Raw genomic sequence first — 15,239 nt, forward strand, 5'->3', positions numbered from 1 at the left:
TGGTTTTTGTGTGCTTAAAAGTTAGTTGGACTCATCCTTCTTGCTCTTAAGTAGAAAAGTTGCTGTTAGGACTAGACTCAATCCTGACAAGAATAGTAGTGGACTAGACGTTTCACCAGTAGCTGGAAGTTGTTCTTTAGGAGAATAATTTGCCGATTGAACAAGGTCTGGACTAGATGAAACTTGCTTAGAGTTGTTGGCTAATGGTTTGATATCTGTTTCACTTGGTTTTTGATTTGCAGTAGTTGATGCTCCATTAGCTTGATAAACGACTGCATAGGTGCTGAAATGACTAGTCATAAATTCTGCCATTCCCTCGCGAATAGTAAAATCGAGTGGCTGTAACTCTTTTGATGGAGTTAGGTAGTAGACATTTTCGACAGCTGAGGAAATAGGCAAGCGGACCAAGACAGTTCCTTTTGGTTGTAAACTCTGGTCTGTTGAATTTTTAAGGTGAAGATCGTAAGCATCATAGGTCTTACCAAATAGTTCTTGAGCTAATACACGTCTGCTAGAAATGTGAGAAATTCCCTCTAAGTCAGTCGCTCCTCCAATAATTTCAACTTTAGTCTTTTCATCCTTTAAGACACGAAGTTTATATTCAGGAACAGAAACAGTAGGCGGTTGTTCTAGTCCCGCTGTCCCGACAGGTTGAGTGTACTCAGGAACAGAAACAGTAGGCGGTTGTTCTAGTCCTGCTGTGCCGATAGGTTGAGTGTACTCAGGAATAGAAACAGTAGGCGGTTGTTCCTGTCCCGCAGTTCCGATAGGTTGAGTGTATTCAGGGATAGAAACAGTAGGCGGTTGTTCCTGTCCCGCAGTTCCGATAGGCTCAGTGTACTCAGGAATAGAAACGGTAGGTGGCTGTTCTTGTCCAGCTGTACCGATAGGTTTAGTGTACTCAGGAATGTTTACTACAGGCGGTTGTTCCTGTCCGGCTGTGCCGATAGGTTTAGTATACTCCGGAATATTTACTACAGGCGGTTGTTCCTGTCCTGCTGTACCGATAGGCTTAGTGTATTCAGGAATTTCTACAATAGGAGCAGGGTCATCTCCCTTGCTTGTAGTTGGTTGCTGATTCTCAACCTTCTTCTCATCCTTTTTGGTAAAGACAGCTACTACAGGACTGCTTGTTGTATTTCCCTGGATAGAATAAGCTTCTATCGCATTTCCAATTTTTCGATTGGTTTCGTCAGGGATAGGGATTTGTACCTGATTATCTTGGATTGATAAGACAGTCTGATCTCCAGTCGTAACTAGATGATTATCGTCTATCCTGCGTAAAACGAGTGGATCTTTGATGCCTGGGAAGGTCACAGCGATGGCTTCCCAATCTCCAGCTGGAAGAGTTAAAGAGATGTTTTTATCCCCTTCCTTAAGTGGTGCGATACTTGGACTATCCAAGCTTACAGCTGGAGCCTTAATCACATCAAATGAATCTAGAGAAATTTTCTTGCGACCTGCTGGTGAATTTGGATCAACTTTCAATGTCAAAATATGATTACCATCGGTCAGATTAGTAAATTCTCCAATTAAGGTTGCCTTTTGGGTAGCGCCAGCAGTGTAGAAGTCTAGACTTGGCATTTCTTTTCCATCCAGTGTCACGAGAGCTTTTCCGAGAGCGGATGTTTTGAGTCCGTAAATTCGAATACCTGTTCCAGTAAATGGAATGGTTGCCTGAGCTTCTGAAGCGGTACTTGGGTCGGCGTTATTGATGTCCGCATATTTTTCTGTGCTCTTATATAATTCAGTATCGCTCCAATCTTTGAATTGAGATCCGTATTGAATGCGAGAGTCACGGTCATCCATTTTTTCAATAGTTGTTCCTTGTCCAGGTAAAACTTTAAAGTAGTCTAAGGAAATTTTGGAACGTTCACTGCCACGGTGTTTATGCTCTTGTTTTACAGTGATAGTCATCACATGAGCACCATCTGACAATCCTGTGAAGCGACCGATAAGGCTACCTTTTTCAGTTGCACCTGCAGTATAGAAGTCCAGTTCACCGACTGATTTACCATCGATTTTGACTTCAGCGATTCCCAATTGAGATGATTTGAGACCATAGATTTCAATGCCAACACCATTGAAAGGAATGGTTGCTGTCGCATCTTTATCTGTATAGTTACCTAGTGAAAGGTCGGCAAACTTCTCTGTTCCTCCAAATAATTCTGAGTCTGCCCAGTTTCCAAATGCAGAACCGTATTGGATTCGGCTATCACGGTCATCCATCAATTGGTTATAGGTTTCGACATTGGCCTTTTCGGATACCTGTGTAGAAACATTACCCAGCATAGCCTTAACAGTATAAGTGTAGGCGAGTTGAGGATCGAGTGAACGGTCGATAAAATGGGTTTGATTGGTCACAAATTCTCTGCTTGCAGAAGTTTGGCCAGATTCGTCTTTCACTTGTCTTTGGATAACATAGTGGGTAGCGCCTTCTACTTGGTTGAAGGTAAGTTCGGCAGTGACGCCATTTTGTCTAACTGCTGTCAGACTGGTTACACGACCAGGGAAATGTTCAAAGGTAACGACATCACCTTTTTGTGTTGCCAGTTGAATGCGGCCGTCTTTAAGAACAGTTGCTTTGACAGATTTGCCATTAACCTTAACCTGACTGGCTTCGATATTTGGATAATCTACAACTAAGTCTCCACCGACATTTGAAAGGAAGGACAAGCTTTGCAGGTTTTTATCTTTCCACTTCATGCTGACTTCAAAGTTACCGCGAGCAACCAGACCAGAAACCTGACCGTCTTTCCAAGCATCTGGAAGGGCTGGCAATGGTGCAATGTAGCCAGTGTGTGATTGAAGAAGCATTTCTGCAATTCCACTGGTTGCTCCAAAGTTTCCATCGATTTGGAAAGGTGCGTGCGTATCCCAAAGGTTTTCTAGGGTTGAATATTTGAGCTGTTCAGCGAGCAAGCGATGGGCACGGTTACCGTCTAAGAGACGAGCCCAGAGGTTGATTTTATTGGCCTTAGACCAACCAGTACCGCCATCTCCGCGATGGTTCAAAGTTGCACGCGCAGCTTCTAAGTATTCAGCCTGGTCCTTGCTAAAGAGCGTACCTGGGAAGAGACCTACCAGATGGGAAACGTGGCGGTGGTTGTTTTCAATGCCTTCATTAGTGAATTGTGGGCTGTCTTCTTCGTACCATTCCTTGATACGTCCCTCATTGTTGATATGAAGGGGTTTTAGTTTGTCAAATTTAGCCTTGACCTCTGTGACTAAGTCTTGGTCGACTTTCAGATGGTTGGCAACTTCCATGTAGTCATGGAATAGCTGCCAGACTAGTGATTGGTCAAAGGTATTTCCAATGGTAATAGTACCGTGTTCAGGTGAATAGGATGGAGAAGATACCCAACGGTCGCTGGCCTGGTCATAGTGTAAGAAGGAATTCCAGAACTTAGCTGTTTCCTTGAGCATTGGATAAATCTTTTCTTTTAGATAACTTTCATCCTTGGTGAATTTATAGTAGTCATAGACGTTCTGCATCATCCAGGCATTAGCTGCTGGAGACCAACCCCAATAGTAATTCCAACCAGGAGTAGTCCAACCAAATGGTGTCGCCTGTGTATGAACCAGCCATCCATTTTCTTGTCCATCTTTGGATTCGATACCGGCGTATTCCTTAGCAGCGATACGGCCATAGTAACGCATATCGTCAATGTAATTGATCATTGGCTTGGCTGTTTCAGCTAGATTGCTCATGTAGGCTGGCCAATAGTTCATTTGCAAGTTGACATTGAGGTGGTAGTCAGCGTTCCAAGGTGGATTGTCTACAGCATTCCAGACTCCTTGTAGGTTGGCAGGAAGGGCATCTGTCCGATCACGAGATGAACTAATCAATAAATAACGTCCGTATTGGAAGAAGAGTTCTTCCAGTTTTTGCCCTTTGCTAGGGTTATAGGTCTGAAGGGCCTCTTTTGTCGTTTGAGCAGTATTGCTTCCACCTAGGTTTAGTTTGACGCGGTTAAAGAGGCTTTGATAGTCTTTGATATGGTTCTTTTTAAGTGTCTCGTAGTCTTTGCCCCTAGCTGCTTCTACAATGCCTTTAACTGTTTTTTCGAGGTCAATGTCTTTGCGATAGTTTGTTTTTGGATTCTGAGCAAAGTTAGTCTTGGCACTGAGTAAAAGCGTAGCGTAGCTAGCTCCTGTGATTGTTAAACTATCCTCATGGACAGTAACTTTTCCGTCCGTTTTAATTCCTAGATAGGATGCGAACTGGAGGCCATTATCTTTGACTGTACCTTTTAGTAGGATACCATTTGGGTCTGTCGTAACATGGCCACTCTTGTAGTTAGAATATTCCGCTGAGTAGTCTCCGTTAGCAAGTAGATCTTCTGTTAAGCTATTCCAAACTGTAAAATCAAGTTTTTTGTCCCCTTTTTGGGTCAAGTGGGTCACGGTGACATCATCAGGGTAACTTGAGAAGGTTTCTCTTTTAAAGGTCGTTCCATCTTGGGTGTAAGAAGTTGTAGTAGTGGCTTCTGTGATATCCAAACCACGGTGATAGTCTGTAACTGTATCCAGCCCCTTTTTCTGGTTATTGAAGACCATGAAGATATCACCAAAGGCTAGATAACGTCCATACTGGGCGTTGTTTGGTCCAACTAGATTTTGTTCAGCTAATCGTTTGGCTTTTTGGCGATCTCCGTCTTCAAGAGCCTTACGAATTTCTGCTAAAATTTTATACCGTTCCTGATAGTTTCCTCCGTTATAGTCGGTACTGTCGGGACGCGGACCACCTGACCAAAGAGTTTTTTCGTTGTATTGGATTCTCTCCTCGCCGATGAGACCAAAAACCTTAGCACCCATTTCACCATTCCCAACTGGGAGTGCTTGTTTTTCCCAGCCATCATAGGAAGGAGCTGTTGGTCGATCATAGTTTAGCTGATAGTTGCTTTGTTCTGTCACAGGTAGTTCTTGTTTTTCGGTTTCCTTATTTTCATTAGGTTTTACAATAGCCTCAGTACTGGCTTGATTAGTTGTAGCAGAAGTAACATCAGCATTAGCGGGTTTACTTTCAGAAGAACTATTATTAGCTAGAACTGGTTTTGTATGATCAATTGGCACGTTTGGCTGTGTATGCTCAGTTGATTCACTTGCTTTCGTTATAGTGTCTGTCTTAACTGTAGTTTTCTCTAATGCAGGCTCGTTTTGCTTTACTTCAATAGTATCAGCAGAGACGGTATGACTAGCTAGAAAAACCGCTCCAAGCAAAACAGAGGCTGTGCCGACTGTTAGCTTTCGAATACTGTAGCGACAGGATTTCTCCCTCCAAATTTTTTCCATAGAAACCTCCTTTATTGATTAAAAGCGCTTTCATTTTTAATGAGGCGAACTTTTGTTTCTATATTGTATTATTAATCTAATTTTACCAGCTAATGAAGTGTTGTCAAGAGGATTAGAGAAGGATATATATTTGATATTGTTTTGTATTAAAAAAGTGGAGGAAACGAATGGTAAGAGAGTGTATTTTTTATATTCTTTCTAGTTTTGACTAGAACAATAAGCCAACTTTATTACAGCATACCCATTCCTGAAAGCGTAAAACAAACTAGTCAGGGTGGCTAGTTTATGGTATAATGAAAGAGACTCAAAAAGAAACAGGAGAAAAATGATGGATTTACTTTTAGCAATTGTATTGATTGTGCTAGCTTTTCTAGGAGGAGCTCTTGGGGGAATGTACTTGGTTCGTAAGCAAATTGAAAAAGAATTCGCTGACAACCCACGTTTGAATGCTGAAGCAGTTCGTACTCTTTTGAGTGCAAATGGTCAAAAACCAAGCGAAGCTAAGGTACAACAAGTTTACCACCAAATCATCCGCCAACAAAAAGCAGCCCTTGCTAACAATAAAAAGAAAAAATAAATAAGGAAAAGTCTGGGATGAAAGTTCCAGACTTCTCACTATGTTGGCTATGGTTTAGGGATGAGACTTTTTCCTTGCATTCTATTGATATTTGATTATGATTAAGAGAGATAGTAGTTGTTGAAGCTGTCCTTCAGTTCTTAAAGACAAGTAATCATAATGAACTATCAATCAGAAAGAAGACTAGAAAGAAGACTGTATGGATAATCGACCAATTGGTTTTTTGGATTCGGGTGTCGGGGGCTTGACCGTTGTGCGCGAGCTCATGCGCCAGCTTCCCCATGAAGAAATCGTCTATATTGGAGATTCGGCACGGGCGCCTTACGGGCCCCGTCCTGCTGAGCAAATTCGTGAATATACTTGGCAGTTGGTCAACTTTCTTTTGACCAAGGATGTCAAAATGATTGTCATTGCTTGTAATACTGCGACTGCGGTCGTCTGGGAAGAAATTAAGGCTCAACTAGATATTCCTGTCTTGGGTGTGATTTTGCCAGGAGCTTCAGCAGCCATCAAGTCCAGCCAAGGTGGGAAAATCGGAGTGATTGGAACGCCTATGACGGTCCAATCTGACATCTACCGTCAGAAAATCAACGATTTGGATCCGGACTTACAGGTGGAGAGTTTGGCCTGTCCCAAGTTTGCTCCCTTGGTGGAGTCTGGTGCTCTGTCAACCAGTGTCACCAAGAAAGTGGTCTATGAAACCCTGCGTCCCTTGGTTGGAAAGGTGGATAGCCTGATTTTGGGCTGTACCCATTATCCACTGCTCAGACCTATTATTCAAAATGTCATGGGGCCCAAGGTTCAGCTCATCGATAGTGGAGCAGAGTGCGTACGAGATATCTCAGTCTTACTTAATTATTTTGAAATCAATCGTGGTCGCGATGCTGGACCACTCAATCACCGTTTTTACACAACAGCCAGCAGCCAAAGTTTTGCACAAATTGGTGAAGAATGGCTGGAAAAAGAGATTTATGTGGAGCATGTAGAATTATGACAAATAAAATTTATGAATACAAGGATGACCAGGACTGGTATGTCGGGTCCTATGGTATTTTTGGTGGCGTCCGGACGTTGACGGATGATGACTTGGATTTTCCTCTATTGGAGTTTGCCCAAAGATTTCGAGATGAGGATCGAGGTTTTCCTGTTTCTGTTACTGTTTTACGCTATGGTTCTCTCTATCGTTTATTGTCTTTTGTGGTAGATATCCTTAACCAAGAAATGGGACGAAATGTGGAAGTCATCCAACGTCAGGGGGCTTTGCTCTTGGTTGAAAATGGGCAACTCCTGCATGTAGAATTACCCAAAGAAGGTGTTGATGTAGAAGCCTTCTTTGAGACAAACAAGGTCAGAGAAACCTTGTTGATTGCGACTCGTAACGAGGGCAAGACCAAGGAATTTCGAGCTATCTTTGACAAGCTAGGCTACGATGTGGAAAATCTCAATGACTATCCTGACCTACCTGAAGTAGCAGAAACAGGCATGACCTTCGAAGAAAATGCCCGCCTTAAGGCAGAAACTATTTCTCAATTAACGGGCAAGATGGTTTTGGCAGATGATTCTGGACTGAAAGTTGATGTCCTTGGTGGCTTGCCAGGCGTCTGGTCAGCTCGTTTTGCAGGTGTGGGAGCAACTGACCGTGAAAACAATGCTAAACTCTTGCACGAATTGGCCATGGTCTTTGAACTCAAGGACCGCTCGGCTCAATTCCATACAACCCTAGTCGTAGCCAGTCCAAACAAGGAAAGTTTGGTTGTTGAAGCAGACTGGCCTGGCTACATTAACTTTGAACCTAAGGGTGAAAATGGATTTGGTTACGATCCTCTCTTCCTTGTAGGAGAGACAGGCAAGTCCTCAGCTGAATTAACCCTTGAAGAAAAAAATAGTCAATCTCACCGTGCCTTAGCCGTTAAGAAACTTTTGGAGGTATTTCCATCATGGCAAAGCAAACCATCATTGTAATGAGCGATTCTCATGGCGATAGCTTGATTGTGGAAGAAATCCGTGATCGCTATGTAGGCAAAGTTGATGCCGTTTTTCATAATGGCGATTCTGAACTGCGTCCTGATTCTCCCCTTTGGGAAGGCATCCGTGTTGTTAAAGGGAACATGGACTTCTACGCCGGCTACCCAGAACGTTTGGTGACCGAGCTTGGTTCGACCAAGATTATCCAAACTCATGGTCACTTGTTTGACATCAATTTCAACTTTCAAAAGTTGGACTACTGGGCTCAGGAGGAAGAGGCCGATATCTGTCTCTATGGTCACTTGCATGTGCCAAATGCTTGGATGGAAGGAAAGACTCTTTTTCTAAATCCAGGTTCCATCAGTCAACCACGTGGGACCATCAGAGAATGTCTCTATGCTCGTGTGGAGATTGATGATAGTTATTTTAAAGTGGACTTTTTGACACGAGACCATGAGGTGTATCCAGGCTTGTCCAAGGAGTTTAGCCGATGATTGCCAAGGAGTTTGAGACTTTCTTGTTGGGGCAAGAAGAAACTTTTTTGACCCCTGCTGAAAATCTAGCTGTGTTGATTGATACCCACAATGCGGATCATGCAACCCTCTTGCTCAGTCAGATGACCTATACCCGTGTTCCTGTTGTGACAGATGAAAAACAGTTTGTTGGGACGATTGGGCTCAGAGATATTATGGCTTATCAGATGGAGCATGACTTGAATCAAGAAATTATGGCGGATACGGATATTGTTCATATGACCAAAACGGATGTAGCGGTTGTTTCGCCTGATTTTACCATTACGGAGGTCTTGCACAAGCTGGTAGATGAGTCCTTCTTGCCTGTTGTAGATGCGTCAGGGATTTTCCAAGGGATCATCACGCGCAAGTCTATCCTCAAGGCAGTGAATGCCCTCTTGCATGACTTTAGTAAGGAATATGAGATTCGATGCAAATGAGAGACAGAATTTCAGATTTTTTAGAGGAAAAGCAGGGCTTGTCTGCCAATTCCAAGCAGTCCTATAAGTATGATCTGGAGCAATTTTTAGACATTGTGGGCGAGCGGATTTCTGAGACCAGTCTCAAGATTTACCAAGCCCAGCTAGCCAATCTAAAAATCAGTGCCCAGAAGCGGAAGATTTCGGCCTGTAATCAATTTCTCTACTTCCTCTATCAAAAAGGAGAAGTGGATAGCTTCTACCGTTTGGAATTAGTCAAACAAGCTGAAAAGAAGACCGAAAAACCAGAACTCTTAGACCTAGACTCTTTTTGGCAGGAAAGCGACTATCCAGAGGGACGCTTACTGGCGCTTCTTATCTTGGAAATAGGGCTCTTGCCAAGTGAGATTTTAGCCCTCAAGGTTGCGGATATTAATCTGGATTTTCAGGTGTTGCGAATTAACAAGGCTTCCCAACAGAGGATTGTCACCATTCCCACAACCTTGCTTTCAGAGTTGGAACCCTTGATGGGGCGGACCTATCTTTTTGAAAGGACAGGGAAAGCCTATTCTCGTCAGTGGGCCTTCCGTCAGCTAGAAGCTTTTGTCAAGGAGAAAGGTTTTCCAGCACTATCAGCCCAAGCCTTGCGGGAACAGTTCATTCTAAGACAAATAGAAAAGAAGGTCGATTTGTACGAAATTGCAAAAAAATTAGGATTAAAAACAGTCCTGACCTTAGAAAAATATAGATAATGGATATTAAATTAAAAGATTTTGAAGGGCCCCTGGACTTGCTCTTGCATCTGGTTTCTAAGTACCAGATGGATATCTACGATGTGCCCATTACGGAAGTCATAGAACAGTATCTAGCTTATGTTTCAACCCTGCAGGCCATGCGTCTGGAAGTGACGGGCGAGTACATGGTTATGGCTAGTCAGCTCATGCTGATCAAGAGTCGCAAGCTCTTACCAAAGGTAGCGGAAGTGACAGATTTGGAAGATGACCTGGAGCAGGATCTTCTCTCTCAAATCGAAGAATACCGCAAGTTCAAGCTCTTGGGTGAGCATTTGGAAGCCAAGCACCAAGATCGGGCCCAGTATTATTCTAAAGCACCGACAGAGTTGATTTACGAAGATGCGGAGCTTGTGCATGACAAGACGACCATTGACCTCTTTTTGGCTTTTTCAAATATCCTAGCCAAGAAAAAAGAGGAGTTTGCTCAGAATCATACAACTATCCTGCGGGATGAGTATAAGATTGAGGACATGATGGTCATCGTGAAAGAGTCCTTGACTGGACGAGATCAGTTGCGCTTGCAGGATTTGTTCAAGGAAGCCCAGAATGTCCAAGAGGTTATTACCCTCTTTTTGGCAACCCTAGAGTTAATCAAAACCCAGGAGCTGATTCTCGTGCAAGAGGAGAGTTTCGGAGATATCTATCTCATAGAAAAGAAGGAAGAAAGTCAAGTGGCACAAAGCTAGACTTGATAGAGAGGAAAGATGAGTACTTTAGCAAAAATAGAAGCGCTCTTGTTTGTAGCGGGTGAAGATGGGATTAGAGTCCGCCAGTTAGCTGAACTCCTCTCTCTGCCACCGACAGGTATCCAACAGAGTTTAGAAAAATTAGTCCAGAAGTATGAAAAGGACACTGATTCCAGTTTGGCTCTGATTGAGACAGGTGGGGCTTATAGATTGGTGACCAAGCCTCAGTTTTCAGAGGTTTTGAAGGAATATTCCAAGGCGCCTATCAACCAGAGTTTATCTCGGGCTGCCCTTGAGACCTTGTCCATCATTGCCTATAAGCAGCCCATTACACGGATAGAAATTGATGCCATCCGTGGGGTCAACTCGAGTGGGGCCTTGGCAAAGTTGCAGGCCTTTGACTTGATACGAGAAGACGGGAAAAAAGAAGTGTTGGGTCGCCCCAACCTCTATGTGACTACAGATTATTTCCTAGATTATATGGGAATTAACCATTTGGAAGAATTACCAGTGATTGATGAGCTTGAGATTCAAGCCCAAGAAAGCCAATTATTTGGTGAAAGGATAGAAGAAGATGAGAATCAATAAGTATATTGCCCACGCAGGTGTGGCCAGTAGGAGAAAAGCAGAAGAGTTGATCAAGCAAGGCTTGGTGACGGTCAACGGCCAAGTGGTGCGTGAACTCGCAACGACCATTAAGTCAGGCGATAAGGTCGAAGTGGAAGGTCAGCCTATCTACAATGAAGAAAAGGTCTATTATCTGCTTAACAAACCACGCGGTGTCATTTCCAGCGTGACAGATGACAAGGGTCGTAAGACGGTTGTGGACCTCTTGCCCAACGTGAAGGAGCGTATTTATCCTGTTGGACGTTTGGACTGGGATACATCCGGTGTTTTGATTTTGACCAATGATGGGGACTTTACGGATGAGATGATTCACCCCCGTAATGAGATTGACAAGGTCTATGTCGCGCGTGTTAAAGGTGTGGCCAATAAGGATAATCTCCGCCCCTTGACCCGTGGACTTGAGATTGATGGTAAGAAAACCAAGCCGGCTGTATATGAGATTCTCAAAGTGGACCCAGTTAAAAATCGCTCAGTAGTACAGTTGACCATCCATGAAGGGCGTAACCATCAGGTTAAAAAGATGTTTGAAGCTATCGGCCTCCAAGTGGACAAGTTATCACGGACCCGTTTTGGGCACCTAGACTTGACAGGCCTTCGTCCAGGTGAATCCCGTCGCCTTAACAAAAAAGAAATCAGCCAACTACACACCATGGCTGTAACCAAGAAATAATGAAACGAATTTTAATAGCGTCTGTGCGCTTTTACCAACGGTTTATCTCGCCAGCCTTTCCCCCCTCTTGTCGCTTTGAGCCGACTTGTTCAAATTACATGATTCAGGCTATTGAAAAACATGGCTTTAAGGGTGTTTTGATGGGCTTGTCTCGGATTTTACGTTGCCATCCCTGGTCGAAAACAGGTAAGGACCCCGTCCCAGACCATTTTTCACTCAAACGGAATCATAAATAAAACGAATTACAATGGTGATTCGTTTTTTCACAAGTAGTTTTATCTGGAATGATGATTCCCGCTATCCTTCTCCTATAAAAAGTGGTAAAATGGATGGAAGAAAGAAGGAACTGAAATGACAACATTATTTTCAAAAATCAAAGAAGTAACAGAACTTGCTGCGATCTCAGGTCATGAAGCGCCTGTCCGTGCTTATCTTCGTGAAAAGTTGACACCGCACGTGGATGAAGTGGTGACAGATGGCTTGGGTGGTATTTTTGGTATCAAACATTCAGAAGCTGCAGATGCGCCGCGCGTCTTGGTCGCTTCTCATATGGATGAAGTTGGTTTTATGGTCAGCGAGATCAAGCCAGACGGTACCTTCCGTGTGGTTGAAATTGGTGGCTGGAACCCCATGGTAGTCAGCAGTCAACGTTTCAAACTCTTGACTCGTGATGGTCGTGAAATTCCTGTGATTTCGGGTTCTGTCCCTCCACATTTGACTCGTGGAAAGGGTGGACCAACTATGCCAGCCATTGCAGATATCGTCTTTGATGGCGGTTTTGCGGATAAGGCTGAGGCAGAAAGCTTTGGCATCCGTCCTGGCGACACCATCGTGCCAGATAGTTCTGCAATCTTGACAGCCAATGAAAAAAATATCATCTCAAAAGCTTGGGACAATCGCTACGGTGTGCTCATGGTTAGTGAGTTGGCAGAAGCCCTGTCAGGTCAAAAACTTGGCAATGAACTCTATCTGGGTTCTAACGTCCAAGAAGAAGTTGGTCTCCGCGGTGCTCATACATCTACAACCAAGTTTGATCCAGAAGTCTTCCTAGCAGTTGATTGCTCACCAGCAGGTGATGTTTATGGCGGTCAAGGCAAGATTGGGGATGGAACCTTGATTCGTTTCTACGATCCAGGTCACCTGCTTCTCCCAGGTATGAAGGATTTCCTTTTGACAACGGCTGAAGAAGCTGGTATCAAGTACCAATACTACTGTGGAAAAGGCGGAACAGACGCTGGCGCAGCTCATCTGAAAAATGGTGGTGTCCCATCTACAACAATCGGTGTTTGCGCTCGTTATATCCATTCTCATCAAACCCTCTACGCTATGGATGACTTCCTAGAAGCTCAAGCTTTCTTGCAAGCCTTGGTGAAGAAATTGGATCGTTCAACAGTTGATTTGATTAAAAATTATTAAACCATAAGGGAGGTGGTAGGGATGGTAGAACCAAACCTAGAAAGCCTTGTAAAAGATCTTTACAATCATGCTCGACATGATTTGAGTGAAGATTTAGTTGCTGCTCTCCTAGAGACTGCTAAAAAACTGCCTTCTACAAATGAGCAATTGCTGGCAGTCCGTCTCTCGGGTCTAGTCAATCGTGAATTGCTCCTAAATCCTAAACATCCGGCACCTGAGTTGCTCAACTTGGCTCGCTTTATCAAAAGAGAAGAAGCTAAGTACAGAGGAACTGCAGCTTCTGCGATTATGTATGGGGAGCTCTTTAAAATGCTTTGATTCCATTGTGGATCAAAGCATTTTTTATATGGTAGAAAAGCAATTCTTGGTTAGGAAAAGAAAAAAGCCATCCCATTCAGGATAGCTTCTTGGTTCTTAGATTTGTTCAGCGATGACCTTTTCAGCAAGGTTCATGGCGTGGTCAGATACACGAGTATAGTGGGAAATGATGTCGATAAAGTTGACCCCAGCTTGTGTTGAACACTCACCCTTGTTGAGGCGTTTGATGTGGGTCTTTCTGAGAACACGCTCCATATTGTTGATTTCTTTATGGCGTTCAATCAGACTTTGAGCTTTTTCAATATCATTGTTTTCCACGCTATCAAGGGCATCCTTGATAAAGCCAGTGGTTTTTTGATAGATATCAGCCAATTCCTGCAAAGCAGCTTCAGAAAACTCAACATTTTTACGTTGAAGGTAGTCAGTCAGATTGATTAGGGCCTCAGCGTGATCCCCAATCCGTTCCAAATCACGGGATGAATCAAGGATGTTGGTCAGCACTTCACTTTCTTTCTGGCTAAGGGCTTCACTTGAAAGAGTAATAAGGTAACGAGTCAATTTTTCATCAATGGTATTGATGGCTTCTTCCGTCTTGTGGCCTTTTTCAGCAACCTTTTCATTGAGGTCAATGATGTAGTTGTATGAAAGGTCAAAGGCTTTGGAAGCATAATTTCCCAAGTGAAGGAGTTCTTTCTTTGCATTTCCGAGAGCGATTGATGGAGCTTGTTTAATCAAATGCTCATCAAGATAAAGTGGCTCGTACTTCACAACTTCATCTTCACCAGGGATGAGCTTGGTTACAAAGTAGGCTAAGGCACCGATGAAGGGAAATTGGATAATAGTATTTGTGATATTAAAGGTTCCGTGGGCGAAGGCAATGGTCATTTCTGGAGCCAGATTGAGTGTAGATTCAAACCATTGAATCAAGCCAGTGAAAGGTACAAGGAAGACAATACAGATAACCGTACCAATCACGTTAAAGGCGACATGGGCACCAGCAACACGTTTGGCAGCGATATTGGCTCCAAGAGAAGCAATAATAGCTGTAATGGTCGTTCCGATATTATCACCAAACAAGACTGGTAGGGCACCTTGTAGATCAATCAAACCACTTGCGTAAAGATTCTGTAGGATACCGATAGTTGCGGAAGAAGCTTGAATGAGTAGGGTTAGTCCAGTTCCGACAAAGACACCTAGAATAGGGCTCTTACTTAGTTCAACCATATAGTCTCTAAAGACTTGCAGGTCTTTTAGAGGTTCCATTGCACCGCTCATAAGATTGAGAGCGAAGAAGATACCACCTACACCAAAAATGATACGCCCGATGTTATTGATAGAGCGATTCTTGGTGAAGAAGAGACAAATCGCTCCGATGAAAAGCATTGGTAAGGCGTAATCTCCTAGCTTAAAACCGATGATAAAGGATGTAACGGTAGTTCCAATATTGGCACCCATGACAATACCGATAGCTTGACGCAAGGTCAAAAGTCCTGCGCTGACTAGCCCCACTGTAATGACTGTGACACCAGAACTTGACTGAATTAGCGCCGTCATACCGATACCAACTAGCACACCGAAGAACGGATTGCTGGTATATTTGTCAATGTAAAAACGAAGGCGATCTCCAGCAGCTTGTTGCAAACCGTCTCCCATGGTCTTGATACTATATAAGAATAGTCCCAGACCACCTAAAAAGTGAAATAAAATTTCCTGCCAATTAATGGACATTTCTTTTTCCTCCGAAAAATAATAACGGAATTTCTCCTATTCTATTTTAAAGGATAAAAGTAAATCTAACAAGTGTTAAGCTAAGATTTTAGAAAGAAAATTCGTTAGAATGGGCCTTGATTATATTAATTTTACCAATTTCTAACCTAGATATAGGTATTTCCTTTTATATATTGACATTTAAAAGAAATATTTTAAAATGAGGGAGGAATTATCTTGGTCCCTGTGATTG

At 43.2% G+C, this 15,239-nt stretch carries 14 protein-coding genes; 12 read left to right on the plus strand and 2 right to left on the minus strand.

All coding sequences use genetic code 11. The features are described from left to right. Window positions 1–21: 21 nt before the first annotated feature. A complete protein-coding gene (locus tag D7D54_RS07780) occupies window positions 22–5,295 on the minus strand; it encodes an SIALI-17 repeat-containing surface protein (RefSeq protein ID WP_120719166.1) in 5,274 nt (1,757 codons plus the stop codon). Between the two features lie 328 nt (window positions 5,296–5,623). Here D7D54_RS07780 and D7D54_RS07785 point away from each other — a divergent pair, with 328 nt between their 5' ends. The 12 genes from D7D54_RS07785 (at window position 5,624) to D7D54_RS07840 (ending at window position 13,279) form a co-directional block, all read left to right on the plus strand. Then, window positions 5,624–5,872 (plus strand): YneF family protein, encoded by a 249-nt coding sequence (locus tag D7D54_RS07785; RefSeq protein WP_000364990.1) that lies wholly within the window; start codon window positions 5,624–5,626, stop codon window positions 5,870–5,872. A gap of 199 nt (window positions 5,873–6,071) precedes the next feature. Next, complete coding sequence (racE, locus tag D7D54_RS07790) at window positions 6,072–6,866, plus strand: glutamate racemase (protein ID WP_020902173.1); 795 nt, start codon at window positions 6,072–6,074, stop codon at window positions 6,864–6,866. Further along, window positions 6,863–7,834 carry a nucleoside-triphosphate diphosphatase gene (locus tag D7D54_RS07795; RefSeq protein WP_020902174.1) on the plus strand — a complete coding sequence of 324 codons (972 nt, stop codon included), beginning with the start codon at window positions 6,863–6,865 and terminating at the stop codon, window positions 7,832–7,834. The genes racE and D7D54_RS07795 overlap by 4 nt, the downstream gene beginning before the upstream one ends. After that, window positions 7,810–8,331 (plus strand): metallophosphoesterase, encoded by a 522-nt coding sequence (locus tag D7D54_RS07800; RefSeq protein WP_020902175.1) that lies wholly within the window; start codon window positions 7,810–7,812, stop codon window positions 8,329–8,331. The genes D7D54_RS07795 and D7D54_RS07800 overlap by 25 nt, the downstream gene beginning before the upstream one ends. Then, window positions 8,328–8,789, plus strand: coding sequence for a cyclic-di-AMP-binding protein CbpB (gene cbpB, locus D7D54_RS07805; RefSeq protein ID WP_020902176.1), 462 nt, complete (start codon window positions 8,328–8,330; stop codon window positions 8,787–8,789). Before D7D54_RS07800 ends, cbpB begins: the two co-directional genes overlap by 4 nt. Continuing rightward, on the plus strand, window positions 8,786–9,520 hold the full coding sequence (xerD, locus tag D7D54_RS07810) for a site-specific tyrosine recombinase XerD (RefSeq protein ID WP_279630062.1): 735 nt from the start codon (window positions 8,786–8,788) through the stop codon (window positions 9,518–9,520). Before cbpB ends, xerD begins: the two co-directional genes overlap by 4 nt. After that, entirely contained in the window at window positions 9,520–10,248 is a 729-nt protein-coding gene (locus D7D54_RS07815; RefSeq protein ID WP_120719168.1) for a segregation/condensation protein A, read from the plus strand. Before xerD ends, D7D54_RS07815 begins: the two co-directional genes overlap by 1 nt. 18 nt (window positions 10,249–10,266) lie before the next feature. Continuing rightward, a complete protein-coding gene (scpB, locus tag D7D54_RS07820; protein ID WP_120719169.1) occupies window positions 10,267–10,836 on the plus strand; it encodes an SMC-Scp complex subunit ScpB in 570 nt (189 codons plus the stop codon). After that, a complete protein-coding gene (locus D7D54_RS07825; protein ID WP_004260981.1) occupies window positions 10,823–11,545 on the plus strand; it encodes a pseudouridine synthase in 723 nt (240 codons plus the stop codon). Before scpB ends, D7D54_RS07825 begins: the two co-directional genes overlap by 14 nt. Continuing rightward, window positions 11,545–11,781, plus strand: a complete 237-nt coding sequence (yidD, locus tag D7D54_RS07830) for a membrane protein insertion efficiency factor YidD (RefSeq protein ID WP_120719170.1) — start codon at window positions 11,545–11,547, stop codon at window positions 11,779–11,781. The genes D7D54_RS07825 and yidD overlap by 1 nt, the downstream gene beginning before the upstream one ends. 115 nt (window positions 11,782–11,896) lie before the next feature. Beyond that, window positions 11,897–12,961 carry a glutamyl aminopeptidase gene (gene pepA, locus D7D54_RS07835; RefSeq protein WP_000209170.1) on the plus strand — a complete coding sequence of 355 codons (1,065 nt, stop codon included), beginning with the start codon at window positions 11,897–11,899 and terminating at the stop codon, window positions 12,959–12,961. A 21-nt stretch (window positions 12,962–12,982) separates the two neighbouring features. Next, complete coding sequence (locus D7D54_RS07840) at window positions 12,983–13,279, plus strand: bacteriocin immunity family protein (RefSeq protein ID WP_045605599.1); 297 nt, start codon at window positions 12,983–12,985, stop codon at window positions 13,277–13,279. 96 nt (window positions 13,280–13,375) lie between these two features. Here D7D54_RS07840 and D7D54_RS07845 read toward each other — a convergent pair whose 3' ends face one another. Then, a complete protein-coding gene (locus D7D54_RS07845; protein ID WP_049499742.1) occupies window positions 13,376–15,007 on the minus strand; it encodes a Na/Pi cotransporter family protein in 1,632 nt (543 codons plus the stop codon). Between the last annotated feature and the right edge of the window lie 232 nt (window positions 15,008–15,239).

This window comes from Streptococcus chosunensis (assembly GCF_003626515.1).
GTDB classification, from domain to species: domain Bacteria; phylum Bacillota; class Bacilli; order Lactobacillales; family Streptococcaceae; genus Streptococcus; species Streptococcus chosunensis.

Excerpts from the sequence above, each read along its gene's own strand:
- scpB (WP_120719169.1), top strand. The coding sequence starts at position 10,267 with ATGAGTACTTTAGCAAAAATAGAAGCGCTCTTGTTTGTAGCGGGTGAA.
- pepA (WP_000209170.1), top strand. The coding sequence starts at position 11,897 with ATGACAACATTATTTTCAAAAATCAAAGAAGTAACAGAACTTGCTGCG.
- D7D54_RS07825 (WP_004260981.1), top strand. The coding sequence starts at position 10,823 with ATGAGAATCAATAAGTATATTGCCCACGCAGGTGTGGCCAGTAGGAGA.
- D7D54_RS07785 (WP_000364990.1), top strand. The coding sequence starts at position 5,624 with ATGGATTTACTTTTAGCAATTGTATTGATTGTGCTAGCTTTTCTAGGA.
- D7D54_RS07845 (WP_049499742.1), bottom strand. The coding sequence starts at position 15,007 with ATGTCCATTAATTGGCAGGAAATTTTATTTCACTTTTTAGGTGGTCTG.
- D7D54_RS07780 (WP_120719166.1), bottom strand. The coding sequence starts at position 5,295 with ATGGAAAAAATTTGGAGGGAGAAATCCTGTCGCTACAGTATTCGAAAG.
- yidD (WP_120719170.1), top strand. The coding sequence starts at position 11,545 with ATGAAACGAATTTTAATAGCGTCTGTGCGCTTTTACCAACGGTTTATC.
- xerD (WP_279630062.1), top strand. The coding sequence starts at position 8,786 with ATGAGAGACAGAATTTCAGATTTTTTAGAGGAAAAGCAGGGCTTGTCT.
- D7D54_RS07840 (WP_045605599.1), top strand. The coding sequence starts at position 12,983 with ATGGTAGAACCAAACCTAGAAAGCCTTGTAAAAGATCTTTACAATCAT.
- D7D54_RS07800 (WP_020902175.1), top strand. The coding sequence starts at position 7,810 with ATGGCAAAGCAAACCATCATTGTAATGAGCGATTCTCATGGCGATAGC.
- racE (WP_020902173.1), top strand. The coding sequence starts at position 6,072 with ATGGATAATCGACCAATTGGTTTTTTGGATTCGGGTGTCGGGGGCTTG.
- D7D54_RS07795 (WP_020902174.1), top strand. The coding sequence starts at position 6,863 with ATGACAAATAAAATTTATGAATACAAGGATGACCAGGACTGGTATGTC.
- cbpB (WP_020902176.1), top strand. The coding sequence starts at position 8,328 with ATGATTGCCAAGGAGTTTGAGACTTTCTTGTTGGGGCAAGAAGAAACT.
- D7D54_RS07815 (WP_120719168.1), top strand. The coding sequence starts at position 9,520 with ATGGATATTAAATTAAAAGATTTTGAAGGGCCCCTGGACTTGCTCTTG.